Source organism: Variovorax sp. OK605 (assembly GCF_900115445.1).
In the GTDB taxonomy this organism is placed as follows: Bacteria; Pseudomonadota; Gammaproteobacteria; order Burkholderiales; family Burkholderiaceae_C; genus Variovorax.
Window position 1 is genome coordinate 56,121 of sequence record NZ_FOWL01000020.1, and the last position, 24,140, is coordinate 80,260.

The window sequence follows — 24,140 nt, forward strand, 5'->3', positions numbered from 1 at the left end:
CGCCGCTCTCATTCGGCGCTAAGAGTGGCTGCCTAGATTGGCGCATCGCTCAGGAAAGGTCGGCGGGACGGTCTGCAACGGGCAGCCCGATCCTCCCGAAACCGATGACCACTCGCCGGTTCCACCACGTCATTTTTGCGGACGACTTCTTCCGCTCCCCCGCCAACGGGCTCCAGTACCACGTCGCCAACCGCCGGTTCCTGCGCGCCTTCTTCGACGCCGCGCTGGGCCGGCTCGAGTTGCCGATGCGCGAGATCGCGCCGCTGTCCGAAGGCGGGCGCATCGACGTGGCGCGCCTCATGGCCCGGCTGGAGCTGCCCTGCACGCCGGCGGGCTGGGCGCGCGCCTGCATCGCCGACCTGGCGCCGCTGGCCGGGCTGTCCGGGCGGGATGGGCGGGACGGCCTGCCGCTGTTCGAGCCGGGCTGCCTGGTCATCGGCTGGGGGCTCACGCCGGCGCTGCAGCGCTGCATCGACCGCGCGGGCGCGAGCTACCTCGACATCGAGATCGATCCGCGCCGCTTCACCGAGCACCTGCATTTCTGCGCGCGCACCAACGACCCCGTGATCGAGGCCGCGCTGCTGGCGCGCCGGGTGGACGAAGAGCTGTTCTGGAACCATGCGAGCGCGCTCAAGGGCCGCTTCGCGCGGCACGGCGCGGCGGCGCTGTTCGACCCGCGCCTGCGCGTGGGCCTGTTCTTCGGCCAGAGCCTGGTCGACCTGTCGCTGGTGAGCGGCGGGCGCACCATGCACCCGGCGAGCGTGATCGCGCCGCTGCGCGAGCTGGCCCGCGGCGTCGACCTGCTGGTGGTCAAGCCGCACCCCTACGAACCCGCGCTGCACGACCTCGCCCCGATCGCGCGCGCCATTCCCAACGTGGCGTGGACGCACGAGAACAGCTACGCGCTGCTGTCGGCCGCCAACGTGCACTTCGCGGCCAGCCTGTCCTCGAGCGTGCTGACCGAGGCGCGCTACTTCCGCAAGCCGGCGCACGCGCTGATCCATGCCGACCGCAATGCGCCGGCGCAGCTGCCGCCGTCCTGCTCGGGCTGGATCCCGGTCGGTGCGTCGCTGGGGTCGGTGGACTGCATGGCGGCGGTGTGCGGCAACGGCATCGCTCGAACGGTGCAGGCCATGCATGCCGCGCCGGGCCTGTCGGCCTGGCCCGCGGCGGCCATCGACAAGGCCTTTCTCACGCGCTGGGGCCTCGACGACCAGGCCCGGGGCCTGCCCGAGGTGGCCGAGCTGCAGACGGGCCGGCCCTACCTGTTCCATCCCGGCAGCCCCGCGATGGGCTGGCTCAGCCACGGTTGGACGGGCTTCGACGGCGAGGGCGCGCGCAGCGAGGGCGAGCTGGCCTGCCTCGTCATTCCGTTGCCTTCGTTGCCTTCGCAGACCTCACTGTCGCAGCCGGCCGCGCGCGGGCACCAGCAGCCCTACCGGCTGGAGGTGCGCATCGACTGCCGCAGCAACGCCAAGACCACCAGCGTGCTCGCGCTGTTCGACGGCATGGTGCTGCCGGACCAGCGCGGCACGGGCGCGCGAAGGCGCAGCGTGGTGTTCGAGATCGAGCCGTCGGCGGGGCGCAAATGCCTGGTGCTGCAGTTCGCCGTGGCGGACACCGCGCGCGGCGGCCTGCGGCGCATGGCCGTGCGGCCGGGCTTCACGCTGAGGAAACTGCAGGTGTCCGTGCGCATGGGGCGCGGCGTGATCTCGGCGCCGCCGAAGGCAACGTCCAGGCCCTGGGCCGAGATGCATCCGGTGCGCGCGATGACGCGGGCCTTCCGGGCCTTGATCGATTCGGCGCGGGGGATTTCCGGCTAGGTGGCGCGGCGGCGTGAAGCGCCCCGAATTCACCCCTTCATGCGTCGCGCGCGGCAAGGCTGGACAACAGCTGGACCCAAGGCTGCAGCCGGTCGATCGCACCCTGGCGCCCGTCGGCGGAGTTCGCGGCGCTCTCCGGCAAGGCCAGCAACTCGCCAGCCGCCGCGGCCACGGCCCGCGCGAACTTCGGCGCATCGCCGCGCCACACCACCACGCGGTGCGCCAGGCCGAGCTGCGCCGCGCGCCCCGCGTTGATCGCCTGCTCGGGCTGGTCGGTCAGCAGCAGCAGGATCGGACGGCGGTAGACCGCCGCAATCGACAGTGCCGCCATGCCCGGCGCCGAGACGATGAACGCGCTGTGCGCCGCGGCCTCGATCCAGTGTTCGTCGCGCGCGTGCCAGTGCGTGCGATGGGCATAGCCTTCGCCGACGAGGTGCGCCGGCACGCCCGCATCGGCCAGGCCTTGCTCCAGCCCGTCGGCCAGCGCCGGGTCTTCGAAGTGCGGGTTCAGGTACACGGCGGCCACGGGCCGCGCCGCGTTGCCGCGGTCGACGGCATCCACCACCGCCACCGGCGTGGCCAGCCGGTGCCGGCCACGGCCGTCGTGCTGCGGCTCGCCGAACGCGAAGTCGTGCTCGATGCGCGCGCGGCTGCGGTCGATCTGCCACGCGACGATGCCGCCGAACAGCCTGGCGACGGCGCCCGGCATGCGCCCCTTGAAGTTGGTCTCCAGCGCGCGGCGCAGGCTCGCGCCGTACACGTGCACCACCTTGCGCCGCCAGAACGGCAGCCAGCCCATGAGCAGCAGCGCGGGGTGGAACGAGTCGTTCACCACCAGGTCGGCGTCGCGGAACTGCGCGCGCAGCCGCCACACGTCGCGCAGCATGCGTTCGGGGCGGAACATGTAGTGCGCCACGTTGCGGTCGGTCTCGCGGCGCAGCATGTTCTGTTGCGCGTCGAACTGCACCGCGTAGTGGCGCGACAGCACCGGCGCGTCGATGCCGAAGCCGGCCAGGAAGCGCGCGCCTTCGTCGGAGGTGGTGAGCACCTGCACCTGCGCGCCGGCCGCGCGCAGCGCGTGCGTGAGCAGCTGGGCGCGCATCAGGTGGCCGCGCGCGTCCGCGGTCGCGAGGTAGAGGATGCGCGGCGGCATCGCTCAGGCGTGTGCCGGCCGCGCCGCGCCGGGGCGCAGCCGCAGGGCCACGCCGGCCAGCCACATGCCCAGCGCGCCGGTCACGCCGAAGCCGCGCTCGGTGTCGCGCACCTCGCGCATCAGCTGCGCCAGCCGCGCCTGCTCGGGCGGCGCCACGCAGCGCTGCAGCGTGTGGGTGCACAGGCGGATGTGACGGTCTTCGTCGGCCAGCACGCGCGCCAGCAGCGGGTGCAATGCATGTTGCGCACCGATCAGCGCGCAGTGGCGCTGCAGGATGCGCGAGGCCATCTGCTCGGCCGACAGGCCGATGGCATAGGCCGGCACCAGCCCGCCGTGCGCGAAGTGCGGCGCGTGGCGGCGGATGATCGCCTGCCAGCGCGCGAGCTTGCGGCGGCTCAGCCAGTCGGGCCGCGGCGCCTCCTCGGGCGAAGCGGCGGCCTGCGCGCTGCCGCCGCGCTCGACGATGGCCTGCGCGAACAGCCGCGCATGCAGCTGCTCGTCGGCCAGGTGCTGGTCGAGCTGGCGCGCCAGCCAGTCGGGCGGGTCGATGCGCAGCTCGCGCTGCAGCGCCTGCTCGGAAGATTCCTCGCCCACCAGGTAGAAGCGCAGCAGCAGCATCTCGCCCGCGTTGCTCGCATGCAGCTGGCGCAGCGCGGCACGCTTGACGTGGTGCACCAGGCGCGACTGCAGCGCGGGCCAGCCGCGCAGGGCGGGCGGCGCGAGGCAGTCGAAACCGCTTGCGGTGGCGGCCTCAGCGGCCATCGGCCTTGGCCTTCACGGGCTGCTGTTGCTGCCAGCCCAGCACCAGCCCGATGAAGCTGTCCTGCAAGAACGCGCGCGCCGCGGCGTCGGCGCCCGCGAACTCGCGCTGCTGGCCGTCGTAGCGCACATAGCCCTTGGCGTTGGCGGCGCCCAGCACCAGCTTCTCGTTCTTGTGAAAGCCGCGCTGCAGCAGCGGTTGCAGCAGCGACTGCGATTCGAGCCCATACAGGAACAGGTCGCGCTGCACCACCTGGCGCGGGATCTGGCCGCTCAGGGCCTGCAGCTCCAGCGTCCAGTTGCCCTGCTGCATGGCCGCGGCCAGCTCGTGGCCCTTGGCGCCCGGCGCACGGAAGCGCGCGCGCGCCACCGACTTCGAGGCCTTGCGCAGGCCCAGGCCGATGGTGATGTCGGCGTCCTTGGCGCCGTCGGTGCGGTTGTCGTCCACCTGCACCAGCACGTTGGCCAGCCGCGCGGTCAGCGAGGGCTTGGCGAGCGCCTCCACCACCTGGTCGGCCGAGAGCACCACGCGATCGGCATTGTTCGCCTCGTTCACCACCACCTGGTACGGGTCGATGCGGATGTCGCTGAACTCGCCGCCCACGGGCGAGTGCGCATGGCTGCTCACCGACCAGTCGCTGCCCGAACGGCTCAGCAGCGCATGGAAGGTCAGCGGCACGCGCTGGCCGCCGCGCGACTGGCCCGAGCCCTGCAGCAGCACGTCGCCGACGATGGTTTTCTCCGCGTAGTTGCGCGTGTTGGTGAAGCGGATGGTGTGCGCGGCGCCGTCGAGCGCGGCGCGGGTCTCGGGGTCGTCCAGCGCGAGGCGGTTGCAGTCGTTGGCGGTGCCCGCCAGCGCGGCGAAGGGACAGCCGGCCTCGGACTTGAAGTTGAAGACGCCGCGGCCGGTGAAGTCGGCGGCGTTGGCTGAGTGGGCCAGCGTGGCGGCGCCCGCGAGCGCGAGACCCATCGCAAGATGGCGGGCGATGAAGGACGAGCGGATGTGCATGGTCTTGTCTTGTTGTTCTTCTGACGGAAGGAAAAGGAGCGGGAGCAGGCGCAGTGCGGCGCTCAGGGCTTGTGGTACGAGAGCGCCTGGGCGTCCGCGTTGGTGCGGCCCGTGGTGTGCCAGCCGATGCCGCGCGCGAACGCGCCCAGCATGTCGACGGCCGAGAAGCCGAGGATCAGCGCCACGCCGGCCAGCCAGCGCAGGCCGCGCAGCGGCGGCAGGTCCTGGTGGTTGAGCGCCTTCACGCTGAAGCCCAGGCGCGTGAACAGCACGGCCAGCGGACCGATCGGCCCGCTCCTGGCGAGCCATTGCCAGCGCGGCGACACGTAGCTGCGCAGCAGGTGCGGCGTGAGCGAATAGGTGTCCTGCCCGCGCATCCAGCGCAGCTTGAGCGCCTCGGCGCGCGTGTCGGGCAGGCGGTGCTCGGTGTGGGCCTGCGCGGCGTAGTGGATCGGCACGCCGGCCGCCTTCAGCCGCATGCCCAGCACCTGGCAGTGCGCGCGGTACACGCCGTCCAGCGCCTGGTAGCTGTGCTGCGCGAACACCTCGCGGCGGAAGGCCACGTTGTTCGCGTAGAAGTTGCTCGTGGCGCCGGCGTGGTCCGCGTTGGGGAAGTACATGAAGTCGATGGTGGTCAGCGCGGTGCCCACCACGTTGGCCGCGTAGCTGGTGCGCCCGGCGACCACGGCGGGGGCATCGGCCCGGGTGAAGGGCAGCAGCATCTGCAGCAGCCAGTCGTCGTCGGGCAGGCAGTCGGCGTCGGCGAACACCACGTGCGTGCAGCGCTGCGCGTCGGTGGCCTCGAAGCCGACGTTCTTGGCGTCGTAGTAGCCGGTGCTGTGGTCGATGCGCACGAAGTCCACCGGGCGGCCCGCGAGCCGGCTCACGGCCTCGCAGGTGGCGGGGCTCAGGCCGTCGTGCGTGACGACCACTTGCGCCAGCGTGGTGAGCGGCAGCTTCTGCCGCGCCAGCAGGGCGACCAGGCGCTGCAGGCTGGTGCTCGTCTTCGCCTCGGCGTCCGCTCCGCCGCGCAGGTTGTTGGTCTCCAGGACCAGCGCGCAACGCGCGGCAACTTGATCGGGCATCATCGAATTTTCCTGTCCGGACACGGTTTTGAAAGAATCCATCCTGCTTTTATCGCACAACCGCGCTGTCCACCAGTGCCCCCACCGTGACCAGGCACGAGGCCGCCGATGAAGGTCAGCCTCTTCGGCGCCGGCTATGTCGGCCTGAGCTTCGCCGCCAGCCTGGCCGAGGCCGGCCACGAGGTGCTGTGCGCCGACGCCGACCTGGCGCGCATCGAGGGCCTGCAGCGCGGCCTGATGCCCTTGCATGAACCGGACCTGGAAGCGCTGGTGGCCGCCGGCCTTGCCGTGGGAACGCTGCGCTTCACCGCCGACGAGCGCGCGGCCTGCCTGCACGGCGAGGTGATTTTCATCGTGGTCAACACGCCGGCCGATGCCGAAGGCCGGGTCGACCTGCGCCACGTGATGGCCGTGGCCGCCGGCATCGGGCGGCACCGCGACCGCGACGCGGTGGTGGTGTGCAAGTCGACCGCGCCGGTGGGCACGGCCGACCAGGTCGAGATGGTGCTGAACGGCGAGCTGTCGCAGCGCGGCGCGCGGCTGCGCATCGCGGTGGCGGCCAACCCCGAATTCCTGCGCGAAGGCTCGGCGGTGCGCGACTGCCGGCGGCCCGGCCGCGTGGTGATCGGCTCGGAAAACCCGTGGGCCGTCGAGGTGTTGACCCGCCTCTACGCACCCTTCGTCGAGAACCCGGCGCAGCTGCTGGTGATGGACCGCCGCTCGGCCGAGCTCGCCAAGTACGCCGCCAACGCCATGCTGGCCACCCGCATCAGCTTCATGAACGAGATGGCGCGCGTGGCCGAGCATGCGGGCGCCGACATCGAGATGGTGCGGCGCGCCATCGGCGCGGACCGGCGCATCGGGCCCGACTTCCTGCAGGCGGGCGCGGGCTATGGCGGCTCGTGCCTCGCGAAGGACGTGCGGGCGCTGAAGCGCATGGCCGAGCGCGACGGGTATCCGCTGCGCATCCTGACGGCGGTCGAAGCCACCAACCACGAGCAGAAGGGCCGGCTGTTCGAGCTGATGACGCACCACTTCGAAGGCCGCATCGCAGGCAAGACCATCGCCGTGTGGGGCCTGGCCTTCAAGCCCGACACCGACGACATGCGCGATGCGCCGAGCCTCGTGCTGCTGGAGCGCCTGCGCGCCGCCGGCGCGCGCGTGCAGGTGTACGACCCGGTGGCGATGTCGACGGCGCGCGACCTCGTCGGCGAGCACGAGGGCCTGCGCTGGTGCGGCACGGCCGACGAGGCGCTGCAGGGCGCCGACGCGCTGGCGCTGGTGACCGAATGGCCGGAGTTCGGCCAGCCCGATTTCGCCCGCATCGCGCAGGCGCTGCGCAGCCCCGCGATCTTCGACGGCCGCAACCTCTACGAGGCTGCCACGGTCGAAGCCGCGGGCATCGCGTACTACGGCATCGGCCGCGGGCGCTCACTGTTGCGCTGATTTTTACGCTGGTTCGTCCCCGGGCAGGAAGGCGTTGCCCGGCGTGAGCGGCGCATGCCGGTAGCTGGCCGGCGTGCGGCTGAGCTTCACCGGCGCGCCGATGCCGCGGTAGCCGCCCGGCATCTCGACCACCATCTCGCGGTGCAGCGTGTGCGGGTGCTGCAGCGCGGCATCGACCGGCAGCACCGGCGCGGCGGGCACGCCGGCGGCCATGAGCTGCTCGACCAGTTCGCGGCCGTCGAACGCGGCCATGGCGGCTTCCAGTTGCTGCTTGAGCCCGTCGCGGTGCACCGAGCGCGCACCGGCGGTGCGGTACAGCGGATCGTCCGACAGCGCGGGCAGGCCGATGCAGCGGCACAGGCTGGCGAACTGGCGGTCGTTGCCCACCGCCACGAACACCGGGTCGGTGCCGGTGGCCAGCGCGTCGTAGGGGTAGATGTTGGGGTGCGCGTTGCCGGTGCGGCGCGGCGCGGTGCCGTCCATGAACCAGTTGGCCGCGTGCGGGTGCAGCAGCGACAGGCCGCTGTCGTACAGCGCCGCCTCCACGAACTGGCCGCGTCCGCTGCGGTGGCGTTCCTGCAGCGCGAGCAGCACGCCGATCACCGCGTTCAGCCCCGTCACCATGTCGACCACCGGCAGGCCCACGCGCAGCGGGCCGCCGTCGGCCTCGCCGTTGATGCTCATGATGCCGGTCATGGCCTGCACCGCGGCGTCGTAGCCGGGCAGGGCGCCCAAGGGGCCGTCGGCGCCGAAGCCCGACACGCGGCACCACACGAGGCGGGGGAAGCGTTGCGACAGCGTCTCGTAACCGATGCCCCAGCGTTCCATGGTGCCGGTCTTGAAGTTCTCGATGAGCACGTCGGCTTCCGCGACCAAGGCAAGCAGTGCTTCGCGGCCTTCGTCGGTGGAGAAGTCGAGGTGCTGCACGCGCTTGTTGCGGTTGAGGCCGTGGTAGTACGAGGCCACGCCTTCCTTGAACGGCGGGCCCCAGGCGCGCGTGTCGTCGCCCTGCGGGGGCTCGACCTTGAGCACGTCGGCGCCGTGGTCACCGAGGATCTGGCCGCAGTAGGGGCCGCCGAGGATTCTTGAGATGTCGAGGACTCGGATGCCTGCGAGGGCGCCTTTGGCTTGTGTCATTGCTGTTCCTTTTGTTTGTGCGCTCGGTTTTTTCGGGGCGCGTGCACAGGCCACCGGGTACTCCCCTCCGCGAATGTCCTCCGGCCTTCGGCCTCCCCCTTTATTTCGCTGCGGGGAGCACCCGATGCCCTGTGCACGTGGACACGTTGCTGGTGATCCTGCGATCAACCCCGGCTCTGAAAACGATCAGGCCGATGGGGTGCCTTGCGCAGCGAAATAAAGGAGGAGGGGCGCAGCCCGGGGGACATTCGCGGAGCAAGGTACCCCGTCGGCCTGATCGCCGCCCTGAACAACAGCCTCAATCGAGCTGCGCGCCCGACTTCTGCACGACGTCCTTCCACTTGACCGACTCGGTCGCAATGAACTGCCCGAGCTTCTGCGGCGACGTATCGGTCGGTGCCTCCAGACCTTGCGAGGCGAACATCTGCTTCACCTTCGGTGAATTGAGCACCTCCGCAAAGGCACGGTTCAGCTTGGCCACGCGGTCGGGCGGCGTGCCGGCCGGCGCGACGATGCCGAAGAACACGCTCACGTCGTAGCCCTTGTAGCCCTGCTCCGAGATGGTCGGCACGTTGGGCAGCGCCTGCGAGCGGGCGAGCTTGGCCACGCCCAGCGCGCGCAGCTTGCCGGCCTTGACGTAGGGCAGCGCGGTGAGGATGTCGGTGAAGGTCATGCTGACCTGGTTGCCCAGCAGGTCGTTGAGCGCCGGGCCCGTGCCCTTGTAGGGAATGTGCTGCAGGTCGGTGCCGGCCACCGAGTTGAAGAGCACGCCCGCGAGGTGCGACGACGCGCCGTTGCCCGACGAGGCGTAGCTGAGCTTGCCGGGGTTGGCCTTGGCGTAGGCCACGAGTTCGGGCACGTTCTTCACCGGCAGCGCGGGGTTCACCACCAGGATGTTGGGCAGGTAGCCGACCTGGATGACGGGCGCGAAGCTCTTCACCGGGTCGTAGTTGATCTTGCGGTACAGGCTGGCGTTGATGGCCAGCGGGCCCGAGGTGCCGAACATCAGCGTGTGGCCGTCGGCCTCGGCGCGCGCCACGTACTCGGCGCCGATGTTGCCGCCCGCGCCCGCGCGGTTCTCCACGATCATGGGTTGGCCGAGGCGGTCTTTCATCTCGGCGGCGAGCGTGCGCGCCATCGCGTCGGTGGGACCGCCGGGAGGGAAGGGCACCACCAGCATCAGCGGCTTGGTGGGGAAGGCGTCGGCCGCGTGAACGATGGTGACGGCGGGCACCGTGGTGAAGAGCGTGGCGCAGGCGGCCAGCAGGAAGGTCGAGCGTTTCAAGGGTTGTCTCCGGTTCTTGTGTTCAGGGGAAGGCTCAGGCAAGTGCCGCGGCGCTGCGTTCGGTGGCCGTGTTCCAGTCGGCGGGCATGGCGTCGGGCGAGAGCGGGTCGCGCGGCAGCACGCGGTGCAGCAGCACCAGCTGCGCCCAGCGCAGGCGCGGCGCGGAGCCGCTGTGCGAGGCCTCCCAGGCCATCGCGATGGCGCTGGTGCAGTGGTAGAGCGCCGAGGCGGCCTGCCGTGCGAGCACGTCGCCGCCTTCGTGCGCGGCGGTCTCGGCCAGGGCGGCGGCGCGCGCGAGCGCGTCGCGCAGGGCCTTGGCAAAAGCCGGTGCGAGCGTGGCGTCGGCCAGCAGTTTTTCGCAGTGCGCGCGCAGCACGGGCAGCGAGCCTTCGCGCTTCACCGCACGAATCACGTCCAGCGCCACGATGTTGCTGGTGCCTTCCCAGATCGAGCCCAGGTGCGCGTCGCGCACCAGCCGCGCGTCGCTCCACTCCTCGATGTAGCCGCAGCCGCCGCGCACTTCCATGGCGTCGCCCGTCACCTTGCGCGCGTCGCGGCATGCGCGGAACTTGATGAGCGGCGTGAGGATGCGCAGCAGCGCGTACGCCTCGGGCTCGCTCGCATCGGAACGCGCGAGCGCCAGGGCGGTCTGGCACACCATGGTGCGCGCCTGCTCGGCCGGCAGGCGCAGCTTGTCGAGCTGGCGCTGCATCAGCGGCATCTGCTCCAGCGTGCGGCCGAAGGCGCGGCGCTCGGAGGCGATGAACTCGGCCTCGGCCACCGCGCGGCGCATCAGCCCCGCGGCGCGCACGCCGTTCGACAGGCGCGAGTTGTTGACCATGTCGGCCATCTGCACGAAGCCGCGGCCGGCCTCGCCCACCAGGTACGCCACGGCGCCTTCGAGGCGGATCTCGCCGCTGGCCATCGAGCGCGTGCCCAGCTTGTCCTTCAGCCGGATGATGCGGTAGCGGTTCAGGCTGCCGTCGTCCAGCCGGCGCGGCAGCAGGAACAGCGAGACGCCCTTCATGCCCGCGAGGCCGTCGTCGGCCCGCGCCAGCACCATCGCAAAGTCGGCGTCGGGGTTCGAGCAGAACCACTTGTCGCCCGTGAGGCGCCAGCTGCCGTCGGCCTCCTGGTGCGCCAGGGTGGCGGTGGCGGCAATGTCGGAACCGGCGGCCTGCTCGGTCATGAACATGGCGCCTTGGGCCAGTTCGTCGAAGTCGAGCGAGGTCAGCCGTGGCAGGTACTTGGCGACCAGCTCGGGCTTGCCGAACTTCTTCAGCGTGCGCGTGAGCGAATCGGTCATCGACACCGGGCAGCACAGGCCGAACTCCGCCTGCACGAACAGGTAGGTCAGCACGTACTTGACCAGCGGCGGCATCTTGCCCTGCCAGCCCAGCGTGTCGTCGCGGTGCGAGATGGCGGCCAGGCCGAACTCGGCGAGCGCCAGGCGCTCCATCTCGACGTAGGCGGGGTGCTTCACGACCTTCTGGTCGTCCAGGCCGGTGCGCGTGCGCTGCTTCAGCGTGGGCGGGTTGCGGTCGGCGGTGCCGGCCAGCTCGTCGAGCAGGCCGCCCGCGAGGCCGCCCAGGCGCTCGAAGTGCGGCTGCATGTGCCGGCGCAGGTCGTCCGGCAGGTAGAGCGCGAGCAGGCCATGCAGCTCGGCGTCGGTGGTGAACAGGTTCTGGCCGTGGCGATCGGGGATCGGATGGGCGTGCTCGGACATGCGCTTTGTCTCCTTGGTTTCCTGGTTTGGCGCATTGTTGAAGCCACGACGATCCGTGTCTAATATCGATTTGGTCTTGTTCGATTCGATTTGACTATCCATGGAACTGCGTCACCTGCGCTACTTCTCCGTGCTCGCCGAAGAGCTGCACTTCGGGCGGGCGGCGCGGCGCCTGTCGATCTCGCAGCCGCCGCTGTCGGTGGCGATCCGGCAGCTCGAAGAGACCGTGGGCGCGCGGCTGTTCGAGCGCAACAGCAAGGAGGTGCGGCTCACGCCCGCCGGTGAAGCGCTGCGCGTGTCGGCGCGGCGCGTGCTGCTGCAGGCGGAAGAAGCCGCCATCGAGGCGCGCGACGTGGCGCTGGGCTCCGCCGGGCGGCTGCGCATCGGTTTCGTGGGCGCCATGCTGTACCGCGGCCTGCCGCAGGCGCTGCGCGCGTTCCAGGAGAAGCACCCGGCGGTGCGCATCACGCTGAGCGAACTGAATTCGGGCGTGCAGATCACCGAGCTGCTGAACGACCGGCTCGACCTGGGCTTTGCCCACACGCGCCGCGTGCCGCTGGAGCTGCAGCACCGGCTGCTGCTGTCGGAGCCTTTCGTGGCCTGCCTGCCGGTGGGGCATGCGCTGGCGCGCAAGCGGGTGCTGGCGCCGGCCGACCTGCGCGACCAGCCCTTCGTGCTGTTCTCGCGCGAGGCCTCACCCGATTACCACGAGCGCATCCTGTCGATCTGCGCCGACGCGGGCTTCCTGCCCGAGGTACGGCACGAGGTGCGCCACTGGCTCGCGGTGGTGTCGCTGGTGTCCCAGGGCCTGGGCGTGGCGCTGGTGCCGCAGGCGATGCGGCATTCGGCCCTGCGCGGCGCGGCGTTCAGGCCGCTGGACCGGCCGGTGGCGCAGTCGGAGGCCTACGGCATCTGGCGCTCGGGGCCGAGCAACGTGCTGGTCGAGCGGCTGCTGCAGGGCGTGGCGGACAGCCTTCCGGCCGCCGCCGGGCAAGCTCAGGCGTAGAGCGGCTCTTCGGCCATCTGTTCGCACTGGTCTTCCAGCACGAGGATCTGCCCCTTCCAGTAGTCGCTGGAGCCGAACCACGGGAAGTTGATGGGGAAGATCGGGTCTTCCCAGCGCCGCGCCAGCCATGCGCTGTAGTGAATGAGCCGCAGCGTGCGCAGCGGCTCGATCAGCGCCAGCTCGCGCCGGTCGAATTCGCGGAACTGCTCGTAGCCGTCGAGCAGGCCCGACAGCTGCGCGGTGCGCTGCGCGCGGTCGCCCGACAGCAGCATCCACAGGTCCTGCACCGCGAAGCCGGTGCGCGCGTCGTCCAGGTCGACGAAGTGCGGGCCGCCGCCCGGGCGGTCGGTGGGCGTCCACAAAATGTTGCCGGGGTGCACGTCGCCATGCAGGCGCAGCTTGCGGGGCTTGAAGTCGGAGGCCGGCGGCTGCAGCGCCAGCGCGGTCTGGCGCACCATGTCCAGCGCCGCGTTGCAGGCCGTTTCCCAGTCGCGCTGCACGTCGAGCGGGATCTTGTCGTTCTCCAGCAGCCAGTCGCGCGAGTCGAGGCCGAAGGTGTGCAGGTCGAGCGCGGGGCGGGCCTCGAAAGGCCTGGCGCTGCCCACGGTGTGGATGCGCGCCAGGAAGCGGCCGACCCATTCGAGCACTTCGAAATCGTCGAGCTCGGGCGCGCGGCCGCCGCGGTAGGGGCTCACGCTGAACGCGAAGCCGGCGTGGTGGTGCAGGGTCTTGCCGTCGAAGGCCAGCGGCGGCACGGCCGGCACTTCGCCGGCGGCCAGTTCGAGCGAGAAGCCGTGCTCCTCGAGGATCTCGGCCTCGCTCCAGCGGCCGGGGCGGTAGAACTTGACCACCACGGCGGAGCGGTCTTCCAGGAACACCTGGTAGACCCGGTTTTCATAGGAGTTCAGGCCGGTGAGCCGGCCGTCGCCGTGCAGGCCGAGCGTCGCGAGCGCGTCGAGCACCACGTCGGGCGTGAGGCTCTCGTAAGGATGGGTGTTCGCGGGCGCCGCGGAAGAAGGGGTCATGCGGCGATTGTCGCCACACGGCGCCCGCGCGCCCTCAACCGTCCGCGGGTTGCCTGCAAAGAGAAAGGATATGGCCGGTGCGCGGGTCGCCCTTGCCCGCGAGCACATGGGCGTAGGCCGCCTGCACCGCCTCGCCGCCGTCGTGGCGCTCGGCGTGCAGCCAGGGGTTCTTCGCGCCGGTGACCGAGGCCAGGAAGTGGTGCCAGGCCGCGACCATGCGCCGGCCGAACTCGTCGGCGCCCCATTCGCCGGTGCGCTTCTTGATCTGCGCGGGCGCGAAGAACAGCGTGGCGCGCGGGCCGGCCAGGCTCTTGGCCGCGCCCTTGGCCGCGAGCTGCTCCACATGCGTGCCGCCGATGGAGCTGCTGTACTTCAGGTTCGCGAAGCGTTCATGGATGGCGTTGCGCAGCGCGCCGTTGCCGGCGAAGTCGACGTACACGCAGGGCGTGTCGGCCGCGATGGTGTCCAGCGCGTCGTAGGTCACGACGCGGTCGTAGCAGCCCAGGCTTTCGCAGAAGGCCACGTTGGCGGGGGAGGTGAGGCCGATCACCTCGATGCCCTCGCTGTCATGCCGCTGGTGCAGCTGGAAGGCGGTGCCGTAGGCCGTCTTGCTGGATGCGCTCGAAAGCAGCATCGTCTTCGCGCCGAAGAAATCGTTGTCGCCCATGAAGTCGTCGATGAGCCACGAGGTGATGAACAGCGGGCGCAGCAGCGCCTGCAGATCTTCGGTGCCGGCGGTGTAGAGCGGGTCGCTGGCGCAGCGGAAGTACTGGTTGTAGACCGCGGGCAATGCCGCGCGGTGCTCGGCCACGTCGGCGAAGCGCTCGGGCGACAGCCGCCCGGGGCTCAGCACCGCGCCCGAGGCCATCGGCCAGTAGCCGTACAGGCGCTCGCCCACCGCCACGCCCGGGTGCAGCGACTGCACCACGCTGGCGAAGCCCCACACGGGGATGCTGCCCCAGCCTTCCTCGCCCGTCGGGTAGAACTGCCAGTAGCTCATCGCGTCGCCGAAGGCGGCATACGTGATGTTGTTCGAGGTGAGCGCAAAGCCGTCGATGCGCACGCGCACCTGGCCGTCGGCCAGCGGTTCGTCGGTGGCGGTGTGCAGGCGCGTGGTGGCGAGCTGGTCCTTGCGGATCAGGAGGCTGGTGGTGCTCATGGGTGAAAGCTCCGGCAGTGGGTGGCGGGTGGTGTGTGTGGCCGCGACGTTAGCCAAGCTCGGTGAAAGGCGCTACCGCGCGGCGCGTTTCGGCGTCACGCGCGGGACATGCGCAAAGTCAGCCCGAACGCCCGTGGCGCAGCACGCGCCCCGCATGCGCGTCGGTCGTGCGGCCGCCGCGGCAGGCGAGGCGGCCGTTGACGAACACGGCGTCGATGCCGGCACTGGCTTCGGTCGGGTGGTCGAAGGTCGCGCGGTCGGCCACGCGCTGCGCGTCGAACACCACGATGTCAGCATGGTGGCCGGGCGTCAGCAACCCGCGTTCACGCAGGCCGAAGCGGCGAGCGCTCAGGCCCGTCATCTTGTGCACCGCCGTCTCCAGCGAGAACAGCTTGCGCTCGCGCACGTAGTGGCCCAGCACGCGCGCAAAGGTGCCCCACAGGCGCGGGTGCGGGCTCACGTCGTGCGCCAGGCCATCGGAGCCGACCATGGCCATCGGGTGGCCGAGGATGCGGCTCACGTCGTCTTCGCTCATCGCGAAGTAGATCGCGCCGGCGGGCTGCAAGTCGGCTGCGAGTTGTTCGGGCGAGCGGCCACGCTCGCGCGCCAGGTCGAACAGCGAGCGGCCGGCCGCACTGGCGTCGGCCTTCGACCACGTCACGCGCACGTCGTCGGACTGCGCCACGCGGCCCGGCAGCAGCATGGTCGACGAGGCGTTGTAGGGGTAGCAGTCGAAGCAGACTTGCTGCGTCTCGGCGGCCTTCTCGATGGCCGCGAGCGTCTGCACCGAGCGGCCGTGGTTGGCCTTGCCGACCAGCTTGTGATGCGACAGCACCGTGTCCACGCCCAGCGCGCGTCCGATCTGCAGCGCCTCGCGCAGTGCGTCGTCGATGGCGTCGCCTTCGTCGCGGATGTGCATGGTGACGATGCCGCGTGCGCCGGCCAGCGCGGCGCCCACGGCGATGACCTCCTGCGCGCTCGCGGCACGCGCCGGCGGATAGTAGAGGCCGGTCGACAGGCCGATGGCGCCGCTGGCCAACGCATCGGCGAGGTCTTCGGCCATGCGCCGTGCTTCGTCGCTGTCGGCCACGCGGTCGAGCCGCGCCATGTGCCGCACGCGCAAGGTCGAATGGCCGACGAGGCAGGCCGCATTGAGCGCGGGCCGTGCCTGTTCGAGCGCGTCGAGGTAGTCGCCGAAGCGTTCGAAGCGCCACGCGTCGCTGCCCAGCAAGTCGAGCGGCGCGGGCGGTGCGACGGGCGAGCACAGCGGCGCCAGGCTCACGCCGCAATTGCCCGTGATGACGGTGGTCACGCCCTGCGACAGCTTGGGGTGCGCGCCCTGCGGCGCGTCGAGCAGCAAGCGGTCATCGTGCGTGTGCACGTCGATGAAGCCGGGCGCCACGATGCGCCCGCGCGCGTCGAAGCGCTCGCGTGCCGCCACGTCCGCGAGGTCGCCCATGCGCACGATGCGCCCTCCATGCACGCCCACGTCGGCGCGCACGCGCGGCGCGGCGCTGCCGTCGATCACGCTGCCGCCTTCGATGATCAGGTCGAGCATCGGCATGCCTTCAATCGACCTGCGCGCCGGAGCGCTTCACCACGTCGGCCCAGATCGGTGTCTCGCGCGCCACACGCTCCCACAGGCGCTCCGGCGGACCGGTGAGCGGTTCGAAGCCGATGGCCGCGTACTTCTCGCGCATGGCGGGGGTGGAGAGGATGGCGTTGATGGCCGTGTTCAATTGCACGACCACGGCGCCCGGCGTTTTCGCGGGCGCGACGATGCCGCCCCAGGCCACCACGTCGTAGCCCGGCACGCCCGACTCGGCCAAGGTGGGAATGTGGGGGAACAGCGCGCTGCGCTGCGCGCCCGTCACGGCCAGCACCGTGAGCCGCCCGGCCTGGATGTGCGGCGCGATCGAGCTCAGGTTGTCGAACATCAGGTCGACCTGGCCGCCCATCAGGTCCTGTATGGCTTGCGGGCTGCCGCGGTAGGGCACGTGCGTGATGGCGGTGCCCGTCATGGTCTTGAACAGTTCGCCGCCGAGGTGGCCGGTCGTGCCGTTGCCGGCCGAGCCCATGGTGAGCTTGCCGGGCCTGGACTTGGCGAGCGCGATGAGTTCGGCCACGCCGCGCACGCCCAGGTCCTTGCGAACGACCAGCGCGTTCTGCACGTAGCCCAGCAATGCGACGGGCACCAGCTGGCGATCGGGGTCGTAGGGCAGCTTGGAGAACAGCGCCTTGTTGATGGCCAGCGTGCCCACGTTGCCGTAGCCCAGCGTGTAGCCGTCGGGTGTGGCGCGCGTCACGTCGATCATGCCGATGTTGCCGCTCGCGCCGGGCTTGTTGTCGATGATGAGCGCCTGGCCCAGGGACCTCGACAGCTCGTTGGCAAGCAGGCGGCAGACCGCGTCGGGCGAGCCGCCCGCGGCCGAGGGCACGACAAGGCGCACGGCGTGGTCGGGCCAGGCGGCCGCGATCGACATCAGCGGCAAGCCCGCCAGCGCGGTGGCCGAACCCAGCCGCAACACATCGCGGCGCGTGGGAAATTGCTCTGGCATGGGAAGCCCTTTCATCGTCGAAGTCATGCAGGAATGGCCGCGATGTTGATCGGTGCGGGCACCGTGGACAAACCATGTTTGCTGCGTCTAGCATGAGGTTTTCGCATGCATGTTCAAGGTGCTTCCTGTGCGATGGGCTTGATGGTATGCACCAAAGTTGCGCTTTCCTCATGAACACAAATATCCGCGCCCCTTCGACGATGTCGCTGCTGTGCCTCGAAGCCAGCGCGCGCTTGCGCTCGTTCACCGCCGCCGCGCACGAGCTGCGGCTCACGCAGGGAGCGGTGAGCCGCCAGGTGCAGACGCTCGAAGACCGGCTCGGCGTGCGGCTGTTCACACGGCGCCGCGAAGCGCTGGCGCTCACGCAGGCGGGCGTGTACTACCTCGGCGAAGTGGCGCCCTTGTTGCGCCGGCTGGAGCGCGCCACGGCGACTGTCATGGCCTTGAAGGGGCGCGGCGGCGAACTGTCGTTGTCGGTGGGCGCGTCGGTCGGCAGCTACTGGCTCATTCCGCGCCTGCCGGCCTTCACGCGCGCGCATGGCGAGATCACGCTGAACCTGGGCACGCGCGTGGGCCAGGTCGACTTTCGCGCCACGCCGGTCGATGCATCGCTCGAGTTCAGCGATGGGCAGCGCGCGGGGCTGCACAGCGAGTTCGTCTTGCCCTTGGAGTTGTCGCCCTATGCCGCGCCGTCGTGGGTCAGGGTGCATGGCAAGAAGGTCGATGCGAACACGCCGCGCTCGGCGCTCATCCACCATCACACGCTGCCCGACGGATGGGACGAATGGTTCCGGCACGAGGGCATCGCGGACGCGGCACCGCGCGAAGGGCCGCGCTACGAAATCATGTCGATGGCGCTCAACGCGGCGGTGGCCGGCATGGGCGTGGCATTGCTGCCGCCTTACATGGGCGAGGACATGGTGGCCTCGGGCCGGCTCAAGCGCCTGTCGCGTCACCGGCATCGCTACGCCAAGGGCTACTACCTCGTCTACCCGGAAGAGTCGGCGCAGATGCAGTCGCTGCAGATCTTCAAGGCATGGCTGCTCGCGCAGGCGGGCGGCGCGGGCTGACCGGGCGCATGAAAAAAGGGCGGCACCGTTGCCGGTGCCGCCCTTGTGTCTTTCGCGCGCTGGACTTGCGCGCTGGACTTAGGCAATCGTCAGTTCGACGTCGATGTTGCCGCGCGTCGCGTTCGAGTACGGGCACACCTGGTGGGCGGTGTCGACCAGCTTCTGCTTGGCTTCGGCGTCCAGGCCCGGCAGCGTGATCGCCAGCTTCACGGCGATGCCGTAGGCGGCGCCGCCGTTCGTCGGGCCGAGGGAAACGCTGGAGTCGATGGCGACGTCTTCGGGCACCTTCACGCCGATCTTCGGGCCGACGGCCTTCATCGCACCGATGAAGCAGGCGGCGTAGCCGACCGCGAACAGCTGTTCGGGGTTGGTGCCGGGCTTGCCCGAGCCAGGCGAGCTCAGCTTGACGTCGATCGCGCCGTCGCTGGACTTGCCTGCGCCGTCACGGCCGCCGACGGTGTGGGCTTCTGCGGTGTAGAGCACTTTGTCGAGCTTGGTGGTCATGGTGATTTCCTTTGGTGAGTGATGAAGGGACGGGGGAGATGCGCATTCGCCGCGCGTTCACGCGGCTTTCTTGATGCGGTCGCGCAGCGTCTGGATCTGCTGCGTGAGCGCAATGAGTTCCGGCACCGAGCATTCGGTGGCGGCCATGAGGCAGGCGGGCACGTTGGCGGCCCTGGTCTTCAGCTTGCGGCCCGCGGCGGTGAGCGTGATGTGGACGCGCCGCTCGTCGGCCACGTCGCGCACGCGGGCCACGTAGCCGTTGGCCTCCAGGCGCTTGAGCAGCGGCGTGAGCGTGCCCGAGTCGAGCGAGAGCAGCTCGCCCAGCGCGGAGACCGTGGGGCCGTCCTGCTCCCAGAGGGCGAGCATGACGAGGTACTGCGGGTAGGTGAGCTGGAGCTTTTCGAGCTCGGGCTTGTACAGGCGCGTCATGGCCAGCGAGGCGGAATAGACCGCAAAGCACAGCTGGTTGTCCAGCTTGAGCATTTCGTCGGTGGGGGCCTGGGTGGAGCGCATGGATTGAATTGTAGCGAGCAATTGAATTGCGTGCAATGTAATTGGAAAGTGTCGATTCCGGCGGATGTTCCCGCCGGATTCAGGCGGCCTTGCTGCGGCCTGTCTTCCTGGCGGTCTTGTTGTTCTCGGCGCGCGGCGCGCTGGCCGCCGCGGCGGCCATGCTGGCGTTCGCCTGGTCGATCCACAGCAGGGCATCGACGTACGACATGAACCGGTTGAGGTATTCCGGCGAGAGGCCGCGCATCAGGATCAGCGCGCGGTGCACCAGGTGGTGCGAGTTGAGCGGACCGGCGTTGTCCGGCATCTTGGCCAGCGACTGGTTCAGCCGCCGTTCGGCGCTGAGCTTGGACCAGGTGCTGCGGAAATAGGTGACGGCCTTGAGATCGGGCGCGGGCGCGTGGGCCGCGAGGCCTTCGCCCGGCGGCGGTGCATGCCGCGCGATGTGCGCGACCAGCTCGGCAAGCGCGGCGTTCGAAGGCGATGCGTCTTCTGCCGGCGCGTCGGCGGCGCGTGCCTTCTCCATCGCTTCGCCGTACGCCGCCAGCAGCAGCACCAGCCTGTCGTCGAGCAGGCGCCGCGCCTCGCCGTCGTGCGCGGCCGCCCGCCGGGCCATCGCCTCGATGAAGCGAAAGCGCACGGGGTCGAAGCGGTCGTCGCCGCGTTCGCGCCACGCGGCGAGATCGAGGGCCGAGTCTTCAGCCACGGGGCTTGGCGGCCTCGCCTGTGCCCGCGGGGCGCGAAGGCCGTGGCGTTGGCGCCATCTCCACGCGCCGGTTCTTCGAGCGCCCGTCGGCATCGGCATTCGACGCCACGGCCTGCTCGGCACCGAAGGCCGCGGCAAAGATCGCGGAAGACGGCACACCCGATTCGATCAGCGCGCGCGTCACCGTCAGCGCGCGCTGCGCCGACAGCTCCCAGTTGTCCGCGAACTGGCGCGCGTTGTCGCGCATCTGCCGGTCGTCGGTGAAGCCGCTCACCATCAGGATCTCGTCGCGCGACCGCAGGTAGGCCGAGAGCGGCGCGGCCAGGCTCTTGAGCAACTGGCGGCCTTCGGGCTGCAGGTCGGCCGAGTTGAAGGCGAACAGCACGTTGCCGCTGATGCCGATGCGGCCGTTGGTCAGCGTCACGCGGCCCGCCGCGAGCGGCCCCGCCAGGGCTTCTTCGAGCGTCTGCCGGCGCTTGGCTTCCGCCTCGCGCTGCTGCACCTCCGACTCCAGCTTGGTCGCCAGCTCGAGCTGCATGCCCAGCGCGCACACCAGGATCAGCACGAAGGCGCCCAGCAGGCCCGACATCAGGTCGCCGAACACCGCCCACACCGGCACGCCGGGTTCGGCGCCGCCGTCGAGGTCGTCCTGCATCACGCTTCGCTGCCCACGGCGGCCTGGCGGTCGGCCACGCGCTGCAGGTCTTCGACGATCTGCTTCTGCGACATGATGCTCAGGTCGATCACTTCGCGCGCCTGCGCCACGTAGTACGCCAGCTGTTCGTCGCTGCGCGAGATCGACTTGCCCAGCGCGCCTTCGATGCGCTGCAGCTGCGCGCCCATCTTCTCGTTCGACTCGCTGAACAGCTGCACCGCGAAGCCGAAGGCCTCGCCCATGCTCGCCACCTCGACGGCGCTGCCGGTGATCTGCGCGGCCACCGTCGACATCTTCTCCGTCTCTTCGCCGATCTTCTCGGTGAAGCGGCTGCCGACACGCTCGAGCACGTCGGCCGATGCGGCCACCAGCGAATCGACCGCCGCGCGCTGCTCGGTGGACGCATGGTTCACCGCGTCCAGCAGCGTGGAGAGCGTCTCGAGGATGCGGCTGCGTTCCTCCAGCATCACGTTGTCGCGCGCCATGCTGTCCGACAGCTTCTGGCGCAGCTCGGCCACCACCTCGGCCGCGACGCGCGGCGCCTCGGAGGCCGCCTGCAGCAGCTGTGCGATCTCGGCGATGGTGTGCTTCGCGTGCGCATCGTTCTGGGCCGACATCTCGCGCGCGGTCTGCGCCATGGTCTCCAGCAGTTGCTGCTGCTGGCCCAGCGTGCTTGCGCCCGCCTGCTGCCATTCGTCGTGCAGCGAGCCGGCGATCGACGCGAGCGATTGCGTCCATGCCGACAGGCGCTGTTCGTCGCGCGAGGTCAGCTCCGTCTGCAGTTCGGCGTGCGCCTGGCCCACGCTGCCCAGCAGCGAAGCCGAGTGCTGTTCGAAGGTGGCGGCGGCCGCGGTGAGCGCCTGCTGCGTGTCGGCGGACAGCTTCTCGCTGGCCTGCCGGTGCTGCGCGAGGGCGCTGCCCCAGGTGTGCGACACCTGGCCCACAGCGCCTTCGAGCCGCGCTGCAACGCCGTCGACCAGCGCGGCCGAGCGGTTGCCGAAGGTCTCGGCCAGGCGGTCGTGTGCGCCGCGCACGTCGGCGGACAGCGTCTCGGTCGTGCGCTGGTGTTCGGCCAGCGTGGCCTGCCAGCTGTCCATGCTGTCGGCGAGCTTCTCGCGCAGCGCGGCCATCACTTCACCGGCGACACGTGGTGCTTCCGCGGCGGCCTGCAGCAGCTGCGCGATCTCGGCGGTGGTGCTCTTCGCATGCGCTTCGGTCTGGGCCGACATCTCGCGCGCGGTCCGCGCCATGGTCTCCAGCAGGTGCTGCTGCTGGTCGAGCGTGTGCGCGCCGGCCTGTTGCCACTCCTGCCGCAGCGCCTCGGCCATCGATGCCAGCGACTGCGTCCATGCGGAGAGCCGTTGCTCGTCGCGCGATGCCAGTTGCGTCTGCAGCGCGGTGTGCGCCTGGCCCACGGTGCCCAGCAGCGACGCCGAGTGCCGCTCGAAGGTGGCCGCCGCGGCGACGAGCGCCTGCTGCGTATCGGCGGACAGTTTCTCGCTGGCCTGCTGGTGCTGCGCGAGCGCGCCGCCCCAGGTGTCCGACACGCTGCCCACGGTGCTTTCGAGCCGCGCCGCCACGCTGTCGACCAGCGCGGCCGAGCGTTCGCCGAAGGCCAGCGCCAGCCGGTCGTGCGCGCCGCGCACGTCGGTGGACAGGGTCTCGGTGGTGCGCTGGTGCTCGGCGAGCGCCAGCTTCCAGGTGTCCGCCACGCGGCCGGTGGTGGCCTCGAAGCGGCTGGAGAGGCCGTCGAGCTGCTGCTGCACCGTTTGCGCGAGCGTGTCGTGCAGCGACGCCGTCTCGCGCGCAATGCCGGCCATGGTGGCTTCGACCACCGGCTGGATCGCCGCGCTCGCGATGCGCGCGCTCTCGGTCAGGCTGTGCTGCAGCGACTTGTCGACCGACGAGGCCAGGCCGGCGTACGCGGCTTCGGTGCGGCCATAGAAGCCGTCCTGGCCGGCGGCCAGGCGATCGTTCAAGGCCAGGCTCTGGCGTTCCATCGCGGCCATCATGTCCTGCAGCTGGCCGACCAGCGCGGGCATGGCCTCGGCCTGGCGCTGCAGCAGCTTGAAGGACTCCTCGCGCTGGTGCACCTGCGAGTACGGGCGCAGCGTGGTCGCGATCTTGCTGTCGAGCAACTGCCCGGCCTGCAGGCGCTCGCGGCGGCTCAGCGCCGAGGCAAAGCCCAGCATCGCCGATGCGGCCACGCCCGCCACCGAGGTGCCGAAGGCCAGGCCCAGGCCCTTCACGGGCGCGGAGAGCGAGGCACGGATCGATTGCAGGTCGGTCGAGCTTTCCAGCGCGATGCCCGTGCCCTTGAGCGTGACCACCATGCCCAGGAACGTGCCCAGCATGCCCAGCAGCACCAGGAAGCCCGCGAGGTACGGCGTCATGGCCGGGCCGGGCAGGCCCACGCGTTCGCCCTCGATGCGCAGGCGCACCGCGTTCTGCAGCGACGGGTGCAGCTGGCCGAGCCAGGCGCCCAGGCTGGCGGGCGGCGCGGACAGCTCGGTCACGGCCTTCGTGAGCGTCGACGTGGCCTGGTGGAAGCGGTGCAGCTCCAGCGCGCCCATGACGTAGAACGCGCCGACCAGCAGCGTGACGGCCAGCGCCAGCGGGTTGGAGCCGATGTAGCCCGCGCCGGCCCAGGCGACCACGGCCAGGCCCGCGGCCATGACCGCGTGATGAAGGAATCTGTTCATTGAGAAGTGTCTTTGTGCCCTGCGCGAAGGGCTTCGAGCAGCCCGTCTACAGGTTGGAATCGGAGGTCCAGTTCGGCCAGCAGCACGTCGCGCGCGTCCTGGCGGAACCGGTCCAGCCATGCGTCGGGTGCTGCCTGCCGCAGGCGCTTGAAGTGTTTTTCGAGCAGCGCGGGCACGCTGGCCAGCAGGGTGCGCTCCTGCGCGCCGAGCACCTGCTCCATGACCACGTCCACCGAGGCAAGCCGCGCCATCGCGGGCGAGCGGCCCGCCAGCCGCGCGCGCAGCTTGCCGCGCAGCGGGCCGACGCCGGCTTCCATCGCCTGCTGGCGGGCGAGGTAGCGCTGGCGAAAAGGCGAGAACGCGACGGGAACGGCGGGGTCCATGGCGGCGTCGCGAACCGGCGACGGCAGGAAGGTGCTGTCTTCCGCGATGGCGGTGGCCAGTGCGGCCCGCACGCGCTTACATTCGCTTTCCTCGGCGCTGGCGGACGTGCGTGCACCGGAGGGCCCGGGCGACGAGGCCGCCGGGGTGCCATTCAATGCAGCAGACAACGAGATGGCATCGGTCCACCCGAACCACTGGCTCAGGCGGTCCGCGGTGACTTGCCGGGGTTCGCGAACATCGACTTCGCAGAGTCGGGAGAGCAAGCGGGTGAGCGCCGAGCCGTTGAATCCTGTGCGCCCTGAAACTTGCGCCATACAGCCAGATACCGCCCGTTCGAAAAACTCGGCAGTCTACACCGAAGGCCCTCGCTGGCCGGCCCCGTTACAGCCCCTGACGCGTCCATGGGACGGGGCCTCGAAGGCACTTGACGGGGCCCGT

Annotated in this window: 21 protein-coding genes; 4 read left to right on the plus strand and 17 right to left on the minus strand. The window is 70.6% G+C overall.

Annotated features, from left to right (window positions below):
* Positions 1-104 precede the first annotated feature (104 nt).
* The gene (locus BM013_RS34420) at positions 105-1,823 is read left to right on the plus strand and encodes a hypothetical protein (RefSeq protein WP_093133624.1); all 1,719 of its coding nucleotides are present in this window, start codon (positions 105-107) and stop codon (positions 1,821-1,823) included.
* 37 nt (positions 1,824-1,860) lie between these two features.
* Here BM013_RS34420 and BM013_RS34425 read toward each other — a convergent pair whose 3' ends face one another.
* The 4 genes from BM013_RS34425 to BM013_RS34440 form a co-directional block, all read right to left on the minus strand.
* On the minus strand, positions 1,861-2,976 hold the full coding sequence (locus BM013_RS34425) for a glycosyltransferase family protein (protein ID WP_093133626.1): 1,116 nt from the start codon (positions 2,974-2,976) through the stop codon (positions 1,861-1,863).
* A 3-nt stretch (positions 2,977-2,979) separates the two neighbouring features.
* Positions 2,980-3,738 carry a hypothetical protein gene (locus BM013_RS34430; RefSeq protein WP_093133628.1) on the minus strand — a complete coding sequence of 253 codons (759 nt, stop codon included), beginning with the start codon at positions 3,736-3,738 and terminating at the stop codon, positions 2,980-2,982.
* The gene (locus tag BM013_RS34435) at positions 3,728-4,744 is read right to left on the minus strand and encodes a hypothetical protein (protein ID WP_256221826.1); all 1,017 of its coding nucleotides are present in this window, start codon (positions 4,742-4,744) and stop codon (positions 3,728-3,730) included. The genes BM013_RS34430 and BM013_RS34435 overlap by 11 nt, the downstream gene beginning before the upstream one ends.
* 62 nt (positions 4,745-4,806) lie before the next feature.
* Positions 4,807-5,832: a glycosyltransferase family 2 protein gene (locus BM013_RS34440; RefSeq protein WP_093133630.1), complete on the minus strand. Its 1,026-nt coding sequence runs from the start codon at positions 5,830-5,832 to the stop codon at positions 4,807-4,809.
* A gap of 105 nt (positions 5,833-5,937) precedes the next feature.
* Between BM013_RS34440 and BM013_RS34445 the strand changes: the two genes are divergently transcribed.
* Entirely contained in the window at positions 5,938-7,275 is a 1,338-nt protein-coding gene (locus BM013_RS34445) for a UDP-glucose dehydrogenase family protein (protein WP_093133631.1), read from the plus strand.
* Between the two features lie 3 nt (positions 7,276-7,278).
* On the opposite strand, the gene BM013_RS34450 is transcribed toward BM013_RS34445, so the two are convergent.
* The 3 genes from BM013_RS34450 to BM013_RS34460 all read right to left on the minus strand — a co-directional run bounded on the left by BM013_RS34450 (position 7,279) and on the right by BM013_RS34460 (position 11,423).
* Positions 7,279-8,412, minus strand: a complete 1,134-nt coding sequence (locus BM013_RS34450; RefSeq protein WP_093133634.1) for a CaiB/BaiF CoA transferase family protein — start codon at positions 8,410-8,412, stop codon at positions 7,279-7,281.
* A gap of 298 nt (positions 8,413-8,710) precedes the next feature.
* A complete protein-coding gene (locus BM013_RS34455) occupies positions 8,711-9,697 on the minus strand; it encodes a Bug family tripartite tricarboxylate transporter substrate binding protein (RefSeq protein ID WP_093133636.1) in 987 nt (328 codons plus the stop codon).
* Positions 9,698-9,731: 34 nt separating this feature from the next.
* Positions 9,732-11,423, minus strand: a complete 1,692-nt coding sequence (locus BM013_RS34460; protein WP_093133639.1) for an acyl-CoA dehydrogenase family protein — start codon at positions 11,421-11,423, stop codon at positions 9,732-9,734.
* A gap of 100 nt (positions 11,424-11,523) precedes the next feature.
* On the opposite strand from BM013_RS34460, the gene BM013_RS34465 reads away from it, so the two are divergent.
* Positions 11,524-12,429: a LysR family transcriptional regulator gene (locus BM013_RS34465; RefSeq protein WP_093133642.1), complete on the plus strand. Its 906-nt coding sequence runs from the start codon at positions 11,524-11,526 to the stop codon at positions 12,427-12,429.
* Here the strand turns inward: BM013_RS34465 and BM013_RS34470 are convergent.
* From BM013_RS34470 to BM013_RS34485, 4 genes are all read right to left on the minus strand, one after another.
* Positions 12,420-13,454 carry a serine/threonine protein kinase gene (locus BM013_RS34470; RefSeq protein WP_093133644.1) on the minus strand — a complete coding sequence of 345 codons (1,035 nt, stop codon included), beginning with the start codon at positions 13,452-13,454 and terminating at the stop codon, positions 12,420-12,422. The genes BM013_RS34465 and BM013_RS34470 overlap by 10 nt on opposite strands.
* A gap of 34 nt (positions 13,455-13,488) precedes the next feature.
* Complete coding sequence (locus tag BM013_RS34475; RefSeq protein WP_177225650.1) at positions 13,489-14,613, minus strand: DUF2855 family protein; 1,125 nt, start codon at positions 14,611-14,613, stop codon at positions 13,489-13,491.
* 118 nt (positions 14,614-14,731) lie between these two features.
* Positions 14,732-16,171: an N-acyl-D-amino-acid deacylase family protein gene (locus BM013_RS34480; protein WP_093133649.1), complete on the minus strand. Its 1,440-nt coding sequence runs from the start codon at positions 16,169-16,171 to the stop codon at positions 14,732-14,734.
* A 10-nt stretch (positions 16,172-16,181) separates the two neighbouring features.
* Positions 16,182-17,171 carry a Bug family tripartite tricarboxylate transporter substrate binding protein gene (locus tag BM013_RS34485; RefSeq protein WP_093133652.1) on the minus strand — a complete coding sequence of 330 codons (990 nt, stop codon included), beginning with the start codon at positions 17,169-17,171 and terminating at the stop codon, positions 16,182-16,184.
* Between the two features lie 170 nt (positions 17,172-17,341).
* Between BM013_RS34485 and BM013_RS34490 the strand changes: the two genes are divergently transcribed.
* The gene (locus BM013_RS34490) at positions 17,342-18,241 is read left to right on the plus strand and encodes a LysR substrate-binding domain-containing protein (protein ID WP_256220135.1); all 900 of its coding nucleotides are present in this window, start codon (positions 17,342-17,344) and stop codon (positions 18,239-18,241) included.
* Between the two features lie 78 nt (positions 18,242-18,319).
* Here BM013_RS34490 and BM013_RS34495 read toward each other — a convergent pair whose 3' ends face one another.
* The 6 genes from BM013_RS34495 to BM013_RS34520 all read right to left on the minus strand — a co-directional run bounded on the left by BM013_RS34495 (position 18,320) and on the right by BM013_RS34520 (position 24,016).
* Positions 18,320-18,745: an organic hydroperoxide resistance protein gene (locus BM013_RS34495; RefSeq protein ID WP_019657755.1), complete on the minus strand. Its 426-nt coding sequence runs from the start codon at positions 18,743-18,745 to the stop codon at positions 18,320-18,322.
* A gap of 57 nt (positions 18,746-18,802) precedes the next feature.
* Complete coding sequence (locus BM013_RS34500) at positions 18,803-19,258, minus strand: MarR family winged helix-turn-helix transcriptional regulator (RefSeq protein WP_093133657.1); 456 nt, start codon at positions 19,256-19,258, stop codon at positions 18,803-18,805.
* A gap of 79 nt (positions 19,259-19,337) precedes the next feature.
* A complete protein-coding gene (locus tag BM013_RS34505; RefSeq protein WP_256221827.1) occupies positions 19,338-19,961 on the minus strand; it encodes a DUF2894 domain-containing protein in 624 nt (207 codons plus the stop codon).
* On the minus strand, positions 19,954-20,616 hold the full coding sequence (locus tag BM013_RS34510) for an OmpA family protein (RefSeq protein WP_093133662.1): 663 nt from the start codon (positions 20,614-20,616) through the stop codon (positions 19,954-19,956). The genes BM013_RS34505 and BM013_RS34510 overlap by 8 nt, the downstream gene beginning before the upstream one ends.
* Complete coding sequence (locus BM013_RS34515) at positions 20,616-23,318, minus strand: DUF802 domain-containing protein (RefSeq protein WP_093133664.1); 2,703 nt, start codon at positions 23,316-23,318, stop codon at positions 20,616-20,618. The genes BM013_RS34510 and BM013_RS34515 overlap by 1 nt, the downstream gene beginning before the upstream one ends.
* Complete coding sequence (locus tag BM013_RS34520) at positions 23,315-24,016, minus strand: DUF3348 domain-containing protein (RefSeq protein WP_093133666.1); 702 nt, start codon at positions 24,014-24,016, stop codon at positions 23,315-23,317. Before BM013_RS34520 ends, BM013_RS34515 begins: the two co-directional genes overlap by 4 nt.
* Between the last annotated feature and the right edge of the window lie 124 nt (positions 24,017-24,140).